Below are 17,000 nucleotides of genomic sequence, written 5' to 3' on the forward strand. Positions count from 1 at the left end.
GTATAATGTAGAATGTTAATAAAGATTATATATAAAAAAACAGAGGAGAATGTGCATGCTGAAATGGGATGAGCTACCTCAAGAAATGCAATTGAGCGAGGTAAAACCATACTACCAGCTTGTGTCTAGAAGAAAAGGCTCACTGATTTTCAAGCGTTGTTTGGACTGGGTTCTGGCCTTAGTCGTACTGGTTCTGACCTCTCCAATCTTTCTCATCTTGAGTATTTGGATCAAGTTGGATAGTAAAGGGCCTGTGATTTACAAACAAGAGCGCGTGACCCAGTATAACCGTCGGTTCAAGATTTGGAAGTTCCGTACCATGGTGACGGATGCAGACAAAAAGGGGAGTCTGGTGACTTCTGCTAATGATAGCCGCATTACCAAGGTTGGAAATTTCATCCGCCGTGTTCGTTTAGACGAACTACCTCAGTTGGTCAATGTCCTTAAAGGCGAAATGTCCTTTGTCGGTACACGACCTGAAGTGCCACGCTACACGGAGCAGTATAGCCCTGAAATGATGGCGACCTTGCTCTTGCCAGCAGGAATTACCTCTCCGGCCAGCATTCACTACAAGGATGAGGACACTATCATCAGTCAAATGACGGAGAAAGGCCTGTCGGTTGACCAAGCCTATGTCGAACACGTCCTTCCTGAAAAGATGCGCTATAATCTCGCTTATCTCCGAGAATTCAGTTTCCTTGGAGACATCAAAATCATGTTTCAAACCGTGTTTGAAGTGCTAAAATAAAGTAGTCATGAGAGAATGAGTACAGATAAAAGGAGCAAATCAATGCCAAATTACAATATTCCATTTTCACCACCCGATATTACGGAAGCAGAAATTGCTGAAGTAGCGGATACCCTGCGTTCTGGTTGGATCACAACAGGTCCTAAGACCAAAGAATTGGAGCGTCGTTTGTCTCAATACACACAGACGCCTAAGACTGTCTGCCTAAACTCTGCGACTGCCGCTCTTGAGTTGATTTTGCGCGTCTTGGAAGTGGGGCCTGGTGATGAAGTCATCGTTCCAGCCATGACCTATACAGCTTCATGTAGTGTTATCACTCATGTAGGAGCGACCCCTGTCATGGTAGATATCCAAGCAGATACGTTTGAGATGGACCATGACCTTCTGGAGCAAGCCATCACTGAAAAGACCAAGGTGATCATCCCAGTAGAGCTTGCAGGGATTGTTTGCGACTATGACCGTTTGTTCCAAGTTGTAGAGAAGAAACGTGACCTCTTTACTGCTTCAAGCAAGTGGCAAAAGGCCTTTAACCGTATTGTGATTGTCTCTGATAGTGCCCACGCTTTGGGATCAACTTATAAAGGACAACCAGCTGGTTCTATAGCTGACTTTACTTCCTTCTCATTCCATGCGGTTAAGAACTTTACAACGGCAGAAGGTGGAAGTGCCACTTGGAAAGACAATCCAGCGATTGATGATGAAGAGATGTACAAGGAATTCCAAATCCTTTCTCTTCACGGGCAAACTAAGGATGCTCTTGCTAAGATGCAACTGGGCTCTTGGGAATACGATATCGTAACACCAGCCTACAAGTGCAATATGACTGATATCATGGCTTCTCTTGGTTTGGTACAATTGGACCGCTATCCAAGTTTGTTGCAACGTCGTAAGGACATTGTGGACCGCTATGATCGTTGTTTTGCAGGTTCTCGCATCCGTCCATTGGCACACAAGACTGAAACTGTAGAATCTTCACGCCACCTCTACATCACCCATGTAGAAGGAGCAAGTTTAGAAGAGCGCAACCTTATCATCCAAGAATTGGCCAAAGCAGGAATTGCAAGTAATGTCCACTATAAACCGCTTCCCCTTTTGACAGCCTATAAGAATCTTGGCTTTGATATGGCGAATTATCCCAAGGCCTATGCCTTCTTTGAAAATGAAATTACGCTCCCTCTTCACACTAAATTAAGCGATGAAGAAGTGGACTATATCATTGAGACTTTCAAAACAGTTTCTGAAAAAGTGCTAGCTTCATCAAAAAAATTGTAAAAAAGTCTTGACAAAGAAAAAACAAAGTATTAAAATAAGTTCAACAAATCAGAAAAGTAACTATTTTTGATCTTCAGGGAGCCTGTGGTGATTGTGAACAGGTGGTTGGAAGTAGTGAAAGTGGGCTGATTTTAAAAATGAATTTGAAACAATGAAAATTCGGTGCGCACACCTTACAGTGCAACTTGTTGTTAGACAAGGTAGAGATGTAAAGGGGATAGTCCCTTTATAATTGAGGTGGCACCGCGTTACCAACGCCCTCACACGGAGTTTAATTCTGTGTGTGGGCTTTTTTCTTTCGGTCATTTTGTTTTTCTTTTATTAGGGCGTTAAGTCGCTTTGATGAACTTAAGTTCTATCTGCAGCTCCTTGCCTACTACTAAAAGCAAACAAAAAGCCGAATTAATATAGAAAGAGGAAAATTTTATGACAACTAAAGGTTATTTTGGACAATTTGGTGGTAGTTTTGTACCGGAGCCGATTCAGGCTTTGTTGGATGAGTTGGAAGTGACATTTGACAAGTACAAGGATGATCCAGAGTTTTTGGCAGAATTTCGCCATTACTTAAAGGACTATTCAGGTCGCGAAACACCGCTTTATTTTGCGGAAAGTTTGACAGATCACTTAGGTGGCGCTAAGATTTATCTCAAGCGCGAAGACCTTAACCACCTTGGTTCTCACAAACTCAACAACGTTTTAGGGCAAATTCTTCTTGCCAAACGTATGGGCAAAAAACGTGTTATCGCAGAAACAGGAGCTGGTCAGCACGGTGTTGCGACAGCTGCAGCTGCAGCCAAGTTTGGTATGGCTTGTGATGTCTACATGGGGGCAGAAGATGTGGAACGTCAACGTCTCAATGTTTTCCGTATGGAGATGATGGGAGCGACAGTTCATGCAGTTGAAACAGGAACTCGTACCCTCAAAGATGCGGTTGATGCAGCCTTTGGAGCTTGGATGAATGACCTTGAAGCCTTCTACGTTTTGGGATCTGCTGTTGGACCTCACCCATATCCAACTATCGTTCACGAATTCCAAAAGGTCATCAGTGAAGAATCTCGTCGTCAAATTTTAGAAAAAGAAGGCCGTTTACCAGACTACGTCATTGCCTGTGTAGGTGGTGGTTCCAATGCCATCGGTGCTTTTTCACAGTATGTGGCTGATGAAGAAGTCAAATTGGTTGGGGTCGAAGCTGCTGGTCACGGACTTGATACAGACAAGCACGCAGCTACTATGACAAAAGGTAGTATTGGAATTGTCGACGGTATGAAGACCTATGCAGTCTTTAAGGAAGATGGAGAGCTGGCTCCAGTTTACTCTATCTCAGCTGGTTTAGACTATCCAGGGGTTGGCCCAGAACACGCCTACTTCAAAGACTCAGGTCGCGTGGAATATGTGGCTGCGACGGATGAAGAAGCGGTTCAAGCCTTGCTTTTATTAAGTAAAACAGAAGGAATCATCCCTGCGATCGAAAGTTCACACGCTATCGCTGAAGCAGTCAAACGTGCGCCGAAACTAAGTAAAGATGAGATTATCATCATCAATGTCTCAGGTCGTGGAGACAAAGACGTAGCTGCGATTGCAGACTACCTAGAAGCTAAAAAATAAAAGATGGAAAAATTACAGTCCTTTCTCTCACAGAGAGCTTGTGGTTGCTGGAAACAAGCAGAGAAAGCTGTAAGGTTGGGTCCATTTGAAACAAGAGAAGAAAACATAATTCTCAAGGGAGTGCCCTTTATTGCACAGCCTGTTACAGGAAGTATCTGAGACAGGAATGAGAGATAGGAGAAATCCTATAATTGAGGTGGCACCGCGAATTTCGTCCTCACGCAAATTATTTTGCGTGGGGATTTTTTGTAGAATCAACACGGAATTTAAGAAGAACTGAAAGGGAAATTACAATGGAACGAATCATTCATGGAGATGTCTTATCGCCAATTTTGGCTTATATGCGCTTAAAGGGGCAACACAAGGTCATACTTGAAAGTATTCCGAGAGACAAGGAAACAGCTCGTTTTTCTATCCTAGCCTATAATCCAGTTTTTGAGATTAAGTTTGAAAATGGAGTTCTTTATCAAAATGGGCAAGTGATTGATCGTGATCCTTTGAATTTCCTTTATGAAGTGACCCATAAGAGCCAACACCACTCAGACCTACCTTTTGGTGGGGGAGCTATTGGTTTTGTTGGTTACGATATGATTTCTCTCTATGAAGAAATTGGCCAAATCCCTGAAGATACAATTGGGACGCCAGACATGCATTTCTTCGTCTATGAGAGTTACATGGTCTTTGACCACAAGAAGGAGAAAATCCATGTCATCGAAGATGCTCTCTATAGCGAGCGCAGTCAAGAAGACTTGGAAAAAGCCTTGAACCAAGTACTTGAGGAATTACGCATTCCTGCTCCAAATGAATTTGAAGATTTGGATTTATCGCCACTGGACTTCAAACCCCATATCGCTCCTCAGAAGTTTGAGGAAATGGTGGAAATAGCTCGTGACTTGATTCGAAATGGGGATATGTTCCAATGCGTGCTCAGTCAGCGCTTCTCAGCAGAAGTTACTGGAAATCCATTTGACTTCTACAGAAATCTTCGCGTGACCAATCCATCTAATTACCTTTATTTCTATGATTTTGGGGATTATCAAATCATCGGTGCCAGTCCAGAAAGTTTGGTTTCCGTCAAAAATGGCATCGTGACAACCAATCCGATTGCAGGAACACGGCCAAGAGGAGCAACGGATGAAGAAGACAAGGCTTTGGCAACAGACCTGCTTTCTGATGAAAAGGAAACAGCAGAGCATCGAATGTTAGTAGACTTAGGTCGTAATGATATTGGCCGCATCTCTGAAACGGCCAGTGTCCAAGTCACTAAGTATATGGAAGTGGAGCTTTTCCGATATGTCATGCATTTGACCAGTGTGGTCAAGGGACGTTTGCTTCCAGAACTCACTGCTATGGATGCCTTGAAAGCAACCCTTCCTGCTGGAACTGTTTCTGGAGCACCAAAGATTCGGGCTATGAGACGCATCTATGAACTAGAAACGGAAAAACGAGGTGTATATGCAGGGGCAATCGGCTACTTGTCTGCGACGGGTGATATGGATTTCGCTATCGCCATCCGAACCATGATTCTTAAAAATCAAACAGCCTATGTGCAGGCTGGGGCAGGGATTGTCTACGACTCCATCGCCCAAAACGAATACCAAGAAACCATTAACAAGGCTAAATCTATGACTAGAATTGGAGAACTAAGACCATGATTTTATTAATTGATAACTATGATTCTTTTACCTATAACTTGGCTCAATACATTGGGAATTTTGCAGAAGTGCAGGTTTTGAGAAATGATGATGCTAAGCTGTATGAAGAAGCTGAAAAAGCAGATGGTCTGGTCTTTTCTCCCGGTCCAGGTTGGCCAGTTGATGCTGGAAAGATGGAAGATATGATTCGTGACTTTGCAGGTAAGAAGCCGATTCTTGGGATTTGTTTGGGTCACCAAGCCATAGCAGAAGTCTTTGGCGGTAAGCTAGGCTTGGCTCCAAAAGTCATGCATGGGAAACAGAGCAATATCAGCTTTGAAGCGCCATCTGTTTTGTATCAAGGCATCGAGGATGGCCGTGCGGTCATGCGTTACCATAGTATTTTGATTGAAGAAATGCCAGAAGAGTTTGAGGTGACAGCCCGTTCGACTGATGATCAAGCTATCATGGGTATTCAACACAAAACCCTTCCAATTTATGGCTTCCAGTACCATCCAGAGAGTATCGGAACGCCAGATGGCTTGTCTTCTATTCGGAATTTTATCGAGAAGGTTGTAAAGTGAGGAAACTAGGATGAAAGAGATTATTGAAAAACTAGCAAAATTTGAAAATTTATCAGGTGTGGAAATGACGGATGTCATTGAGCGTATCGTAACTGGACGTGTAACAGAATCGCAGATTGCTTCTCTCCTCTTGGCCCTTAAGATGAAGGGAGAAACACCTGAAGAACGCACAGCCATTGCCCAAGTCATGAGAGGACATGCCCAACACATTCCAACTGAGATTCATGATGCCATGGACAACTGTGGTACAGGTGGAGACAAGTCCTTCAGTTTTAATATTTCTACAACTGCAGCCTTTGTCTTGGCTGGTGGCGGTGTTCATATGGCAAAACACGGTAACCGCTCGATTTCTTCTAAATCTGGTTCTGCAGATGTCCTCGAAGCCTTGGGAATCAACCTAGACCTCAAACCAGCTGAACTAGGTAAGGTCTTTGATAAGACTGGAATCGTCTTTCTCTTTGCTAAAAATATGCACCCAGCTATGAAATACATCATGCCGGCTCGTTTGGAATTGGGAATTCCAACGATTATGAACTTGACTGGTCCCCTGATTCACCCAATGGCCTTGGAAACACAGCTTCTTGGGATTAGTCGTCCAGAACTTCTGGAAAGTACTGCTCAGGTTTTGAAAAATATGGGTCGCAAACGTGCCATTGTGGTTGCTGGACCAGAAGGACTGGATGAAGCTGGTTTGAATGGAACAACCAATATTGCTCTTCTTGAAAATGGTGAAATCACCTTGTCAAGCTTTACTCCAGAGGATTTGGGAATGCAACGCTACGCTATCGAAGATATTCGTGGAGGGAATGCTCAGGAAAATGCAGAAATTTTGCTCAGCGTTTTGAAAAACGAACCAAGTCCATTCTTGGAGACTACAGTTTTAAATGCTGGTCTTGGTTTCTATGCTAATGGTAAGGTGGCTAGTATCAAGGAAGGAGTTGCCTTGGCTCGTCAAGTGATTGCTAGTGGCAAGGCCCTTGAAAAACTTAGACTGTTACAGGAGTACCAAAAATGAGTCAGGAATTTTTATCACGTATCCTAGAGCAGAAGGCGCGTGAGGTCGAGCAGATGGAGCTGGAGGAAATCCAGCCCTTGCGCCAGACCTACCGCTTGGCTGACTTTTTGAAGAATCGTCAAGACCGCTTGCAGGTAATCGCTGAAGTCAAGAAAGCTAGTCCTAGTCTGGGAGATATCAATCTCGATGTGGATATTGTGCAACAGGCCCAGACTTATGAAGCAAACGGCGCAGTGATGATTTCAGTTTTGACAGATGAGGTTTTCTTTAAAGGGCATTTGGATTATCTGCGGGAAATTTCCAGTCAGGTAAACATTCCGACGCTCAACAAGGACTTTATCATAGATGAAAAGCAAATCATCCGTGCTCGCAATGCTGGTGCGACAGTTATCTTGCTCATTGTGGCTGCCTTGTCAGAAGAACGTCTCAAGGAACTTTACGACTATGCGACAGAGCTTGGTCTGGAAGTCTTGGTGGAAACCCATAATCTAGCTGAACTGGAAGTAGCCCACAGACTTGGAGCTGAGATTATTGGGGTCAATAACCGCAACTTGACCACCTTTGAGGTTGACTTGCAGACCAGTGTAGATTTGGTTAAACACTTCAAAGATGATTGCTTCTACATTTCCGAATCTGCTATTTTTACAGGGCAGGATGCAAAACGTGTTGCACCATACTTTAACGGAATTTTAGTTGGGACAGCTCTCATGCAGGCAGAAGATGTGGCCCAGAGAATCAAGGAGTTGCAGATTGACAAAGGTTAAAATTTGCGGATTATCGACCAAAGAAGCGGTGGAAACAGCCGTTTTAGCAGGAGCAGACTACATCGGTTTTGTCTTTGCAGTCAGTAAAAGACAGGTGACCTTGGATCAGGCTGCTGAGCTGGCAAAGCTTATTCCTGCAGATGTCAAAAAGGTTGGCGTATTTGTTTCACCAAGTCGGGAAGAACTGCTAGAAGCCATTGACAAAGTTAGCTTGGACTTGATTCAAGTTCACGGCCAGGTGGAGGATGATTTGTTTGAGGATTTGCCTTGTGCCAGCATTCAGGCTGTTCAAGTCGATGGAGAGGGACATGTACCCCATTCTCGGGCAGACTATCTCCTCTTTGATGCCCCTGTGGCAGGGAGTGGCCAGACCTTTGATTGGGGTCAACTGGATACGACAGGACTAGCGCAGCCCTTCTTTATCGCAGGTGGCCTTAATGAAGACAATGTAGTAAAAGCAATTCAACACTTTACTCCCTATGCAGTAGATGTATCAAGCGGAGTGGAGACAGATGGACAAAAAGATCATGAAAAGATTAGAAGATTTATAGAGAGGGTAAAGCATGGCATATCAAGAACCAAATAAAGATGGATTTTACGGAAAATTCGGCGGACGTTTTGTCCCAGAAACATTGATGACAGCAGTTTTAGAGTTGGAGAAGGCCTATCGTGAAAGTCAGGCAGACCCAAGTTTCCAAGAGGAATTTAATCAACTCTTACGCCAGTATGTGGGACGTGAAACTCCCCTTTACTACGCAAAAAATTTGACCCAGCATACCGGAGGAGCCAAGATTTACCTCAAACGTGAAGACCTTAACCATACAGGTGCCCACAAGATTAACAATGCCTTAGGACAAGTTTTACTTGCCAAACGCATGGGAAAAAAGAAAATTATCGCTGAAACAGGAGCCGGTCAGCACGGTGTGGCAACTGCAACTGCTGCAGCCCTCTTTAATATGGAATGTACCATCTATATGGGTGAAGAGGATGTTAAACGCCAAGCCCTCAATGTCTTCCGTATGGAGCTTTTGGGAGCTAAGGTAGAGGCTGTGACAGACGGTTCGCGCGTGCTCAAGGATGCGGTCAATGCAGCCCTTCGTTCATGGGTAGCTAATATCGATGATACCCACTATATCCTTGGTTCTGCTTTGGGGCCTCATCCATTCCCAGAAATCGTTCGTGACTTCCAAAGTGTCATTGGTCGGGAAGCCAAACAACAGTATCGCGATTTGACAGGACAAGATCTGCCAGATGCCCTAGTAGCCTGTGTTGGTGGTGGTTCTAATGCTATCGGGCTCTTCCATCCATTTGTAGAAGATGAGTCTGTAGCCATGTATGGGGCTGAAGCGGCTGGACTTGGTGTGGATACGGAGCACCACGCAGCTACCTTGACCAAGGGTCGTCCAGGTGTCCTTCACGGTTCTCTTATGGATGTGCTCCAAGATGCTCATGGTCAAATTCTTGAAGCCTTCTCTATCTCAGCAGGTTTGGACTATCCAGGTATCGGTCCAGAGCATTCTCACTACCACGATATCAAACGTGCGACCTATGTACCAGTGACAGACGAGGAAGCTTTGGAAGGATTCCAACTCTTGTCTCGTGTGGAAGGGATTATCCCAGCCTTAGAATCCAGTCACGCTATCGCTTTCGCAGTGAAATTGGCCAAAGAACTTGGTCCAGACAAATCCATGATTGTCTGCTTGTCTGGACGTGGTGACAAGGATGTGGTTCAAGTCAAAGACCGCTTGGAAGCAGACGCAGCAAAGAAGGGAGAAGTTCATGCCTAAGACTTTAACAGAAAAATTGAACGCTATTAAAACAGCAGGAAAAGGAATTTTCGTTCCCTATATCATGGCTGGAGACCATGAAAAAGGTTTGGATGGACTCGCTGAAACAATCCGCTTTTTAGAAGATTTGGGTGTGTCTGCTATTGAGATAGGAGTTCCCTTTTCAGACCCTGTTGCAGATGGACCTGTTATCGAAGAAGCTGGTTTGCGTAGTCTAGCTCATGGTACTTCGACACAGACTCTAGTTGAGACTTTGAAGACTATTGAAACAGAAGTTCCACTTGTTATCATGACTTACTTTAACCCCCTATTTCAGTACGGTGTGGAAAACTTTGTCAAAGATTTGGCAGATACAGCGGTTAAAGGATTGATTATCCCAGACCTGCCTCATGAACATGCTAATTTCGTAGAGCCATTTTTGGCAGACACAGACATCGCCTTGATTCCCCTAGTTAGTTTGACGACAGGGATTGAGCGTCAGAAGGAGTTGATTGAAGGGGCGGAGGGATTTGTCTATGCCGTTGCTATCAATGGAGTGACAGGGAAATCAGGCAATTACCGTGCAGACTTGGACAAGCACTTGGCACAATTGCATCAAGTGGCCGACATCCCCGTCTTGACAGGATTTGGCGTATCTAGTCAAGCTGATGTAGAACGCTTCAATGCGGTGTCAGATGGTGTCATCGTCGGTTCGAAAATTGTAAAAGCTCTCCACCAAGGAGAGCCAATTGAGGACTTTATCAAACAAGCAGTAGCTTACCAAAAATAATGACACAAGCAGCGAGTAAGAGGAAAGGCACGAAAGGAAGTCTTTCCTTTTTCTTTTGCAGGAGAAAGGCTAGAATTCCTGCCGCAGAAGCAAACTGAATCAAGATGAGTAATTCGGTCGCACTAAAGACGAGAGCGCAAGAAGCCAGAAAGAGAAAATCCCCTGCGCCCATACGGATATCGATAAAATGAGCTAAAATTCCAAGGACAAGGAAGAAGACCATGACCAAATTCCAGCCAGAGGAAACCATGAGGATTAGGTGGAAAGCCATCCAGACCAGTAGGGGATATTCCTGATGGCGAAAGTCGTAGATGCCCAAGGTCAAACCAGCAGTGATTAGGATGACTTGCCCCAAGGGAAGTAATCCCCAAGAGTAAACCAGAAAGAGGAGTCCTAAGCCTAATTCAAAGAGGGCATACCAGACAGGATAAGGAGCCTTGCAGTAGCGACAGCGAAAGCGATTAAAAACCTGCGACAGAATCGGAATCAAATCCAAGGGACGCAAGAGAGTCTGACAGGAATCGCAGTGACTGGCTGGACTGATAATGGATTGCTCTGGAAAACGGTCAATGACCAAACCAAGAAAGGAAGCGAGAATGCTCCCGACAAGAAAAAAATAAAAATCAATCATACTTATCTATTCGTAAAAAATAGGAAAAGTAGTATAATGGGGAAACATAGATAAGATGGTGAGGCAAATATGACAATTCGTTTTGAAGAAAAGGTGAGCACAGAAAACGCTCAACTCCTATGCCAATGGTCTAATTCCCTTGGCAAATCCTTTCAAGAACAATGGATGGGAACAATGATTCCTTTTCCCTTGACCATTCAAGTTTTGCAAGATTTGGAAGGAATCTTTTCTATCTTTGATGGACAAGAGTTTGTGGGGCTTATCCAGAAAATCAGGCTAGAAGACAGTAATCTTCATATTGGAAGATTTTTTATCAACCCCCAGAAGCAGGGGCAAGGCTTAGGTAGCCAGGCTGTAAGAAAATTTGTTAGCTTGGCTTTTGAAAATGGAGACATAGATAGTATTTCTCTAAATGTCTTCGAGGCAAATCAAGCAGCCAAGCACCTCTATCAAAAAGAAGGATTTGAAATCGTAGAGACTATTGAAGCCACTGAAAGAAAATACATTATGAAAAAGTTTAGATAGAAAGCAAAAAAGCCTTGAAGTCAAGGCTTTTCTGACTAATAATTACTTTTGATACAGTTTCATATGTTGTTAGAATTTCATAAATAAAAAAGAGAACGAATATGTACTGACTCCAAAAATTAGGTTTTTTGTCTGATTTTTGTGATACAGTTCAATAACGTTCTCTATTTTGATCTTAAAACAATATATAAAGTCTAAGCCTTATTTCTCTTCTTTATGAAGCATGTTTTTGATACCTTCTACAGCACCTTCTACAGCGTCTTTAGCATCTTCGGCAACTTCTTTTACTTTAGAAACAACTTTTTCAGCTGCCCCTTCTTTTTCCATTTTTTCATCACCGATGGCTTTACCAACACCTTCTTTGATAGAACCTTTGGCTTGATTAAGTTTTTCTTCTACTGACATGATGATACCTCCATTTATTAGATTATTTTACACGAGAGTTTTCGTGAGCTACTGTCCCAGTTGCTGCATTTTTAACGTTTTCGAAACCTTCACCAACTTTTTCTTGGACAGTAGATACACCGTTACCAAGACCAGATTTTACTTTTTCAAATTGTTCTGAAGCAAATTCTCCAGTTGATCCAGCAACATCAGATACGCGATCTTGGAGGCTTACAGAGTCAGCTTCGTGTTGTTCTTTAGTTTTGATGTCGATAACGTTCACATTAACTTCAACAACTTCTAAATCTGTCATTTTGGAAATTTGTGAAGTAACTACTTTTCTAATTTCTTCATACAAAGTAGGTACATTTTTTTGGTATTCAACAACAACGTTTAGATCAACTGCAACTTGTGTTTTACCAACTTCCACATTAACACCACTAGTTACGCTATCAGTATTGACAATTTTGTCTCGTAGGTTAGCAAAGAAACCACCATCGATTTCCAAAAGCCCTGAAACGTTCTCTAGAGATAGACCGATGATTTTTTGAATTACTTTATCTTCATAAGTAAGTTCGCCTTTAACATCTTGAGATACAACAGTAGAATCTTTCTTTTCTACATTAACATTAGTGTTTTTTTCGTTTGACATAGGAAACTCCTTTATTAAATTATTTATTATTTATTTATTTTCTATATAGATAGTTATTTGTCCATATAGTTGTTTTGTATATACAATCCAGCTGCAACCCCTAACGCTCCTAAGATTAAAACAAATATTGTTTTAAAGAAGCCAAAGGAAATAATCAAACAAGCGAGAAACACACCTATTAGACCAGCTATGATTGGATATCGATAATGTCTAATCCATTCCATTTTTTACTTCCTTACTTTACTCGACTAGTAACTTTTTTCTTTTGAGGTTTCGGTTTAGGCTGATAGTCTTTTACTAAAACTTCTAGTTTAACCTGTCGCTCAATACCAAAAAATTGCTTCAAACCATTAGCTATTTCATTTTGAATTAGCTGACATCTGTTAGCGATGTTGTCCGAAGGAAGAACTTTACCTTCTATCTTAACAAAACATTTATTTCTTCGTAAATTTACGTGGACAGTTGGGTTTTTGATCAATTCATGATCGCTCACCAAACTTCTAACAAAACCTTCGATTGCTGAATTCTTTAATTTTAAGGTATCATGTTTTGTTTCAAGTTGAATTTCCAAATGACGCTTAGGATAAAACAACACAACTAACATCCATAATAAAACTAAAGTTGATAGAACAACTATACCCCAAAAAATATACCTAGCAAGATAGAATTCAATTAAATCGTTCTGCCTCCAGCTGAATAGCTGGATACCTAAATCGCTGACTTGATGGTAGTCTATCAAAATAGGAAGGAAAATTGTCAAGATTAAAATACAGAAAATAATTAAAGATATTTTCTTTGCTTTTGACATATGCATCCTTTCAATTTAACATTTAGACTATTTTCCTGTTGAGTTTATTTAAAAATAGTCTAGTAACTTAAGTGAACATTTATTATTTTCTTCCTGTAATAAATGATACTACAGTAATAACAATTACTGCACCTACTATTGAAGGGACTAGAGACATTCCAGCTATTACTGGTCCCCAGCTACCCAACAAAGACTGACCTACAGATGCTCCGACTAAACCTGCGAATACATTTGCAATAATGCCCATAGAGCTGCCTTTTTTGGTGATTCTACCTGCTACAAGTCCAATTAGTCCTCCAGCAATAATGGACCATAACATAGTGTATCCTCCTTTTCTAATTCTAAATCAAAGAATAAATTTCTTTGATTAAGTTAATTATATAATATTTTAATTAGGAAGGGTATCATTTTGCCTCGAAATAATTGTTTAAAAAATGTACTTAAGGTACATATAAATAAGAAAATATTGTTTGTGTTCAATTTTTAGCAGTTAGGTTAGTGATTTTATAGCAAGCAAAAATAGTTGTAGGGGGATAGATATGCCTTATTATATGTTATAATATATGAAAATTGAAAAATAATCGTTTAGTTTATTATAAAGAGAGAAAAGCTATCCATGAGAGATTTATTATCTAAAAAAAGTCACAGACAATTAGAATTGTTAGAATTACTATTTGAAAACAAACGCTGGTTTCATATTTCGGAACTAGCAGAAGTATTGCATTATTCAGAACGTTCTGTAAAAGATGACTTATCCCATGTCAAATCTTCTTTTCCTGACTTGATATTTCATTCCTCGACAAATGGTATACGTATCATAAATACTGATGATAGTGATATTGAAATGGTCTATCACCATTTTTTTAATCATTCAACTCACTTTTCAATTTTAGAATTTGTCTTCTTCAATGAAGGATGTGATGCTGAGAATATTTGCAAAGAGTTTTATATCAGTGCTTCCTCTCTTTACCGTATCATCCGTCATATTAATAAAATTATTAAGAAACAATATCGTTTTGAAATTAGCCTCAATCCAGTTCAAATCACTGGAAATGAGATTGATATCCGTTACTTTTTTGCCCAGTATTTTTCAGAGAAATATTATTTCCTCGAATTGCCATTTGAAGATTTTTCTCCAGAACCCTTGTCTCAATTATTGGAATTAGTCTATAAAGTAACTTCTTTCCCGATGAATTTGTCAACTCATAGAATGCTAAAGTTGCTCCTAGTAACCAATCTATATCGCATAAAGTTTGGTCATTTCATGGAAGTTGAGAGAGATTCTTTTAACAATCAATTGTTAGAATCGTTCATGCAGGCAGAAGAAATCGAAGACATTGTAGCGAGCTTTGATTCTGAATATCATATCTCTCTGAATAAAAAAGTGCTAGGTCAACTATTTGTATCCTATTTTCAAAAAATGTTTTTCATAGATGAAGAAGTATTTCTGAACTATGCAAAAACAGAAAGCTATGTTAAAAAATCGTATCAATTATTGGGAGATTTAGTGGATCAGGTATCAAGAGACTATAATCTCCAAGTAGACAATAAAGATAATCTGATTTGGCACCTGCATAATACGGCACATCTGCATCGTCAGGAATTATCTACAGAGTTTATCCTATTTGATCAAAAAGGCAATACAATTAAAAACTTTCAAAATATTTTTCCTCGCTTTGTTTCAGAGGTGAAGGAAGGGATTAAACATTATCTAAAGACTTTGGAAATGGAAGACAGTTCAATGAAAGTCAATCATTTGTCCTATACTTTTATCACTCATAGCAAACACTTAGTGCTAAATCTTTTACAAAATCAACCTAAATTAAAGGTTTTGGTCATGAGTAATTTTGATCAGTATCATGCAAAATCAGTAGCTGAGACACTTGCTTACTATTGCAGTAACAATTTTGAGCTGGAGGTTTGGGGTGAATTAGAGTTATCCCTTGATGCTCTAAAAAAATCATCTTACGACATCATTATTTCTAATTTTATTATTCCACCTATTGAAAATAAGAGACTGATCTATTCCAATAATGTCAATACAGTCGCTCTCATCTCTTTGCTTAATGCAATGATGTTTATTCGATTAGACGAGTAACTAAGAATAACAAAAAAGCCTTGGATTTGAACTGTACCCCAAAAGTTAGATTTTTTGTCTAACTTTTGGGGGCAGTACACATCAGGGCTTTTTAATGTCGTTTTAATATAAGAAATCAATTCCGTAGTTTTCTTTTAGATAGGTTGCTAACTCGGTTTTTTCTTCCTCTCTAAATCGACAAAGGCTAAGGGCGAGACGTAATATCAGGGTACTTGTATCGATGATGACGTTTGACTTAGAGATATCTTCTAGCTGGGTCACCTCTCTCAGATCGAAGTCTAAATAGTAAGCCTTGCTGTTGACATGGTCAGGGTCACTGACATCCACTTCAACATACGATGCCCGTAATAATTCTTCTTTTGGGATGAAGATTTCCTTGGAAAAGAAGAGTCCGGGGTAGACATAAATACCTTCAAAGGTGAATTCAAAGGAGAGTCTGCGGCTAGAAAGTCTTTTGATGCCTGCAATCGTTGAATAGATAGCAGCGAAAAAGAGAATGGTTGGAACTACTGTGAGAAGACTAAGCTGGGAAAAGTCGATCAATCCATGTGCGAGAAAAAAGAAAAATTGAAAGAATACACCCACTGCAAAGACTAGATAGCCGATACCGACAAATTTTGAATAATAGATTTTCATAGAAACCTCCAGATATAGAATTGAACTCGCCAACGCTTTTTCAGTAGAAGGCGTATAGGTCGTGCAGAGTTAAAATTCTAGGTATTCCCATCATATCCTATGGAGCGAAGTTCTGTCAACCTTTTAGCAAGATGTGGCTCTTAGCTATCCTATGACCTTTATGGTATACTAGGATAATAAATTCAGAAATTTGAAGGCTTATGTTCATAAATAGAAAGAGGTTAATATGTTTTTTCTTGGACGCCGTCGTGTCTTTATCGGCGAATGTGACGGTCAAGCTGTTTATTATGACCAAAAGACAGGAGAGGCTTTAGCTGCTCCAAAGAGTAGGTTGCTCAATACTGAAAAAGCTGGTGACACGAATTCCTTTATTCCTGACTTGGTAATTCTCTTACTAGCAGGTGGACCCGCAATTTCGGGCTTCTTTTCACTCAAGTTTGTTGGTGTCTATAACTGGTTTAGTCTAGCTTGTATTTTTCTATTTTGGTTGATGCAGTTTTTCTCGTTGGTTGCTTTACTTGAACGAGCACTCTATAAAAATGTTCGCAAAGCACAGCCGACGACAGAGAAAGTCTTTTACTATGCCGCATCTCATAATTTGTTTGTAAAAAATCAGTTTGATCCTAGACAACTGTCTGCTTTACCTTTTCGATTTGCTCGCTATCTAATAAATATAGTGTCTATCTATTATTTTTTGTATTTCTTGACTCTTCCTCGAAAATTTGGTCGACCGATTGATGAAAGCTATGCTTTGTGGTTTGCTGGCATGTTATTCTTTACAATTTTTCTTATGTATAACCAAAACAATGCAGTTCGTTTTGTAAAGATTATGGGATTATATAGCCAAGGAAAGGTACGCTTTAAGGAAGAAGTGGAACATTGACCATCTATCTTTTGGGATAGCCCCTAAATACTTAGATAAACAAAAAAGCCTTGATTTCAAGGCTTTTTCCTGTTGTTTAGATGCCCCCTGCATGAATTTGTAAGAACTTTTCATATTGAAAATAAACAAAAATGTTGAAATATAGCTGATTTTAGGGAAATACTTTTAGGTGTTTTCAATGTCAGGATTTAAAAATGGGGCAAAA

The 17,000-nt window shown here is 40.6% G+C and carries 20 protein-coding genes and 2 other annotated features; of the genes, 13 read left to right on the plus strand and 7 right to left on the minus strand.

The features are described from left to right. Nucleotides 1–55: 55 nt before the first annotated feature. The 10 genes from M1F37_RS04350 to trpA all read left to right on the plus strand — a co-directional run bounded on the left by M1F37_RS04350 (nt 56) and on the right by trpA (nt 10,178). Nucleotides 56–748, plus strand: coding sequence for a sugar transferase (locus M1F37_RS04350; protein ID WP_247934869.1), 693 nt, complete (start codon nt 56–58; stop codon nt 746–748). Nucleotides 749–790: 42 nt separating this feature from the next. Beyond that, nucleotides 791–2,020, plus strand: a complete 1,230-nt coding sequence (locus M1F37_RS04355; RefSeq protein ID WP_247934870.1) for a DegT/DnrJ/EryC1/StrS family aminotransferase — start codon at nt 791–793, stop codon at nt 2,018–2,020. Nucleotides 2,021–2,054: 34 nt separating this feature from the next. Further along, nucleotides 2,055–2,285: a binding site (T-box leader), on the plus strand. A gap of 161 nt (nt 2,286–2,446) precedes the next feature. Next, nucleotides 2,447–3,625, plus strand: coding sequence for a tryptophan synthase subunit beta (trpB, locus tag M1F37_RS04360; RefSeq protein WP_000208440.1), 1,179 nt, complete (start codon nt 2,447–2,449; stop codon nt 3,623–3,625). After that, nucleotides 3,616–3,847: a binding site (T-box leader), on the plus strand. Its footprint overlaps the gene before it by 10 nt. 71 nt (nt 3,848–3,918) lie before the next feature. After that, entirely contained in the window at nt 3,919–5,280 is a 1,362-nt protein-coding gene (trpE, locus tag M1F37_RS04365) for an anthranilate synthase component I (protein ID WP_247934871.1), read from the plus strand. Continuing rightward, nucleotides 5,277–5,843, plus strand: coding sequence for an aminodeoxychorismate/anthranilate synthase component II (locus M1F37_RS04370; protein ID WP_247934872.1), 567 nt, complete (start codon nt 5,277–5,279; stop codon nt 5,841–5,843). The genes trpE and M1F37_RS04370 overlap by 4 nt, the downstream gene beginning before the upstream one ends. Nucleotides 5,844–5,853: 10 nt before the next feature. Next, nucleotides 5,854–6,858: an anthranilate phosphoribosyltransferase gene (gene trpD, locus M1F37_RS04375; RefSeq protein WP_247934873.1), complete on the plus strand. Its 1,005-nt coding sequence runs from the start codon at nt 5,854–5,856 to the stop codon at nt 6,856–6,858. Continuing rightward, nucleotides 6,855–7,622: an indole-3-glycerol phosphate synthase TrpC gene (gene trpC / locus M1F37_RS04380; RefSeq protein WP_247934874.1), complete on the plus strand. Its 768-nt coding sequence runs from the start codon at nt 6,855–6,857 to the stop codon at nt 7,620–7,622. Before trpD ends, trpC begins: the two co-directional genes overlap by 4 nt. Next, nucleotides 7,609–8,208: a phosphoribosylanthranilate isomerase gene (locus M1F37_RS04385; RefSeq protein WP_247934875.1), complete on the plus strand. Its 600-nt coding sequence runs from the start codon at nt 7,609–7,611 to the stop codon at nt 8,206–8,208. The genes trpC and M1F37_RS04385 overlap by 14 nt, the downstream gene beginning before the upstream one ends. Further along, nucleotides 8,186–9,409, plus strand: a complete 1,224-nt coding sequence (gene trpB / locus M1F37_RS04390; RefSeq protein WP_247934876.1) for a tryptophan synthase subunit beta — start codon at nt 8,186–8,188, stop codon at nt 9,407–9,409. The genes M1F37_RS04385 and trpB (M1F37_RS04390) overlap by 23 nt, the downstream gene beginning before the upstream one ends. Then, entirely contained in the window at nt 9,402–10,178 is a 777-nt protein-coding gene (gene trpA, locus M1F37_RS04395) for a tryptophan synthase subunit alpha (RefSeq protein WP_247934877.1), read from the plus strand. Before trpB (M1F37_RS04390) ends, trpA begins: the two co-directional genes overlap by 8 nt. On the opposite strand, the gene M1F37_RS04400 is transcribed toward trpA, so the two are convergent. Beyond that, entirely contained in the window at nt 10,150–10,809 is a 660-nt protein-coding gene (locus M1F37_RS04400) for a prepilin peptidase (protein ID WP_247934878.1), read from the minus strand. The genes trpA and M1F37_RS04400 overlap by 29 nt on opposite strands. A gap of 69 nt (nt 10,810–10,878) precedes the next feature. On the opposite strand from M1F37_RS04400, the gene M1F37_RS04405 reads away from it, so the two are divergent. Next, nucleotides 10,879–11,334, plus strand: coding sequence for a GNAT family N-acetyltransferase (locus M1F37_RS04405; RefSeq protein ID WP_247934879.1), 456 nt, complete (start codon nt 10,879–10,881; stop codon nt 11,332–11,334). Nucleotides 11,335–11,535: 201 nt separating this feature from the next. Here the strand turns inward: M1F37_RS04405 and M1F37_RS04410 are convergent, their stop codons facing one another. From M1F37_RS04410 to M1F37_RS04430, 5 genes are all read right to left on the minus strand, one after another. Beyond that, on the minus strand, nt 11,536–11,739 hold the full coding sequence (locus M1F37_RS04410) for a CsbD family protein (protein WP_247934880.1): 204 nt from the start codon (nt 11,737–11,739) through the stop codon (nt 11,536–11,538). 22 nt (nt 11,740–11,761) lie between these two features. Beyond that, nucleotides 11,762–12,370, minus strand: a complete 609-nt coding sequence (locus M1F37_RS04415; protein ID WP_247934881.1) for an Asp23/Gls24 family envelope stress response protein — start codon at nt 12,368–12,370, stop codon at nt 11,762–11,764. A gap of 53 nt (nt 12,371–12,423) precedes the next feature. Next, nucleotides 12,424–12,594 carry a DUF2273 domain-containing protein gene (locus tag M1F37_RS04420; RefSeq protein WP_247934882.1) on the minus strand — a complete coding sequence of 57 codons (171 nt, stop codon included), beginning with the start codon at nt 12,592–12,594 and terminating at the stop codon, nt 12,424–12,426. Between the two features lie 11 nt (nt 12,595–12,605). Further along, on the minus strand, nt 12,606–13,178 hold the full coding sequence (gene amaP, locus M1F37_RS04425) for an alkaline shock response membrane anchor protein AmaP (protein ID WP_247934883.1): 573 nt from the start codon (nt 13,176–13,178) through the stop codon (nt 12,606–12,608). An 82-nt stretch (nt 13,179–13,260) separates the two neighbouring features. Beyond that, nucleotides 13,261–13,497, minus strand: coding sequence for a GlsB/YeaQ/YmgE family stress response membrane protein (locus M1F37_RS04430; protein WP_247934884.1), 237 nt, complete (start codon nt 13,495–13,497; stop codon nt 13,261–13,263). A gap of 297 nt (nt 13,498–13,794) precedes the next feature. Here M1F37_RS04430 and M1F37_RS04435 point away from each other — a divergent pair, with 297 nt between their 5' ends. Further along, nucleotides 13,795–15,276: a M protein trans-acting positive regulator PRD domain-containing protein gene (locus tag M1F37_RS04435; RefSeq protein ID WP_247934885.1), complete on the plus strand. Its 1,482-nt coding sequence runs from the start codon at nt 13,795–13,797 to the stop codon at nt 15,274–15,276. 102 nt (nt 15,277–15,378) lie between these two features. On the opposite strand, the gene M1F37_RS04440 is transcribed toward M1F37_RS04435, so the two are convergent. Continuing rightward, nucleotides 15,379–15,912, minus strand: coding sequence for a hypothetical protein (locus M1F37_RS04440; RefSeq protein WP_247934886.1), 534 nt, complete (start codon nt 15,910–15,912; stop codon nt 15,379–15,381). Between the two features lie 226 nt (nt 15,913–16,138). Here M1F37_RS04440 and M1F37_RS04445 point away from each other — a divergent pair, with 226 nt between their 5' ends. Further along, complete coding sequence (locus M1F37_RS04445; protein ID WP_247934887.1) at nt 16,139–16,795, plus strand: hypothetical protein; 657 nt, start codon at nt 16,139–16,141, stop codon at nt 16,793–16,795. Nucleotides 16,796–17,000: the final 205 nt, after the last annotated feature.

The organism is Streptococcus mitis (genome assembly GCF_023109105.1).
Lineage (GTDB): Bacteria > Bacillota > Bacilli > Lactobacillales > Streptococcaceae > Streptococcus > Streptococcus mitis_BW.

What these genes read in the sequence shown, in the direction of transcription:
- M1F37_RS04350 (WP_247934869.1), top strand. Translation starts at nt 56, where the DNA reads ATGCTGAAATGGGATGAGCTACCTCAAGAAATGCAATTGAGCGAGGTA.
- M1F37_RS04355 (WP_247934870.1), top strand. Translation starts at nt 791, where the DNA reads ATGCCAAATTACAATATTCCATTTTCACCACCCGATATTACGGAAGCA.
- trpB (WP_000208440.1), top strand. Translation starts at nt 2,447, where the DNA reads ATGACAACTAAAGGTTATTTTGGACAATTTGGTGGTAGTTTTGTACCG.
- trpE (WP_247934871.1), top strand. Translation starts at nt 3,919, where the DNA reads ATGGAACGAATCATTCATGGAGATGTCTTATCGCCAATTTTGGCTTAT.
- M1F37_RS04370 (WP_247934872.1), top strand. Translation starts at nt 5,277, where the DNA reads ATGATTTTATTAATTGATAACTATGATTCTTTTACCTATAACTTGGCT.
- trpD (WP_247934873.1), top strand. Translation starts at nt 5,854, where the DNA reads ATGAAAGAGATTATTGAAAAACTAGCAAAATTTGAAAATTTATCAGGT.
- trpC (WP_247934874.1), top strand. Translation starts at nt 6,855, where the DNA reads ATGAGTCAGGAATTTTTATCACGTATCCTAGAGCAGAAGGCGCGTGAG.
- trpB (WP_247934876.1), top strand. Translation starts at nt 8,186, where the DNA reads ATGGCATATCAAGAACCAAATAAAGATGGATTTTACGGAAAATTCGGC.
- trpA (WP_247934877.1), top strand. Translation starts at nt 9,402, where the DNA reads ATGCCTAAGACTTTAACAGAAAAATTGAACGCTATTAAAACAGCAGGA.
- M1F37_RS04400 (WP_247934878.1), bottom strand. Translation starts at nt 10,809, where the DNA reads ATGATTGATTTTTATTTTTTTCTTGTCGGGAGCATTCTCGCTTCCTTT.
- M1F37_RS04405 (WP_247934879.1), top strand. Translation starts at nt 10,879, where the DNA reads ATGACAATTCGTTTTGAAGAAAAGGTGAGCACAGAAAACGCTCAACTC.
- M1F37_RS04410 (WP_247934880.1), bottom strand. Translation starts at nt 11,739, where the DNA reads ATGTCAGTAGAAGAAAAACTTAATCAAGCCAAAGGTTCTATCAAAGAA.
- M1F37_RS04415 (WP_247934881.1), bottom strand. Translation starts at nt 12,370, where the DNA reads ATGTCAAACGAAAAAAACACTAATGTTAATGTAGAAAAGAAAGATTCT.
- M1F37_RS04420 (WP_247934882.1), bottom strand. Translation starts at nt 12,594, where the DNA reads ATGGAATGGATTAGACATTATCGATATCCAATCATAGCTGGTCTAATA.
- amaP (WP_247934883.1), bottom strand. Translation starts at nt 13,178, where the DNA reads ATGTCAAAAGCAAAGAAAATATCTTTAATTATTTTCTGTATTTTAATC.
- M1F37_RS04430 (WP_247934884.1), bottom strand. Translation starts at nt 13,497, where the DNA reads ATGTTATGGTCCATTATTGCTGGAGGACTAATTGGACTTGTAGCAGGT.
- M1F37_RS04435 (WP_247934885.1), top strand. Translation starts at nt 13,795, where the DNA reads ATGAGAGATTTATTATCTAAAAAAAGTCACAGACAATTAGAATTGTTA.
- M1F37_RS04440 (WP_247934886.1), bottom strand. Translation starts at nt 15,912, where the DNA reads ATGAAAATCTATTATTCAAAATTTGTCGGTATCGGCTATCTAGTCTTT.
- M1F37_RS04445 (WP_247934887.1), top strand. Translation starts at nt 16,139, where the DNA reads ATGTTTTTTCTTGGACGCCGTCGTGTCTTTATCGGCGAATGTGACGGT.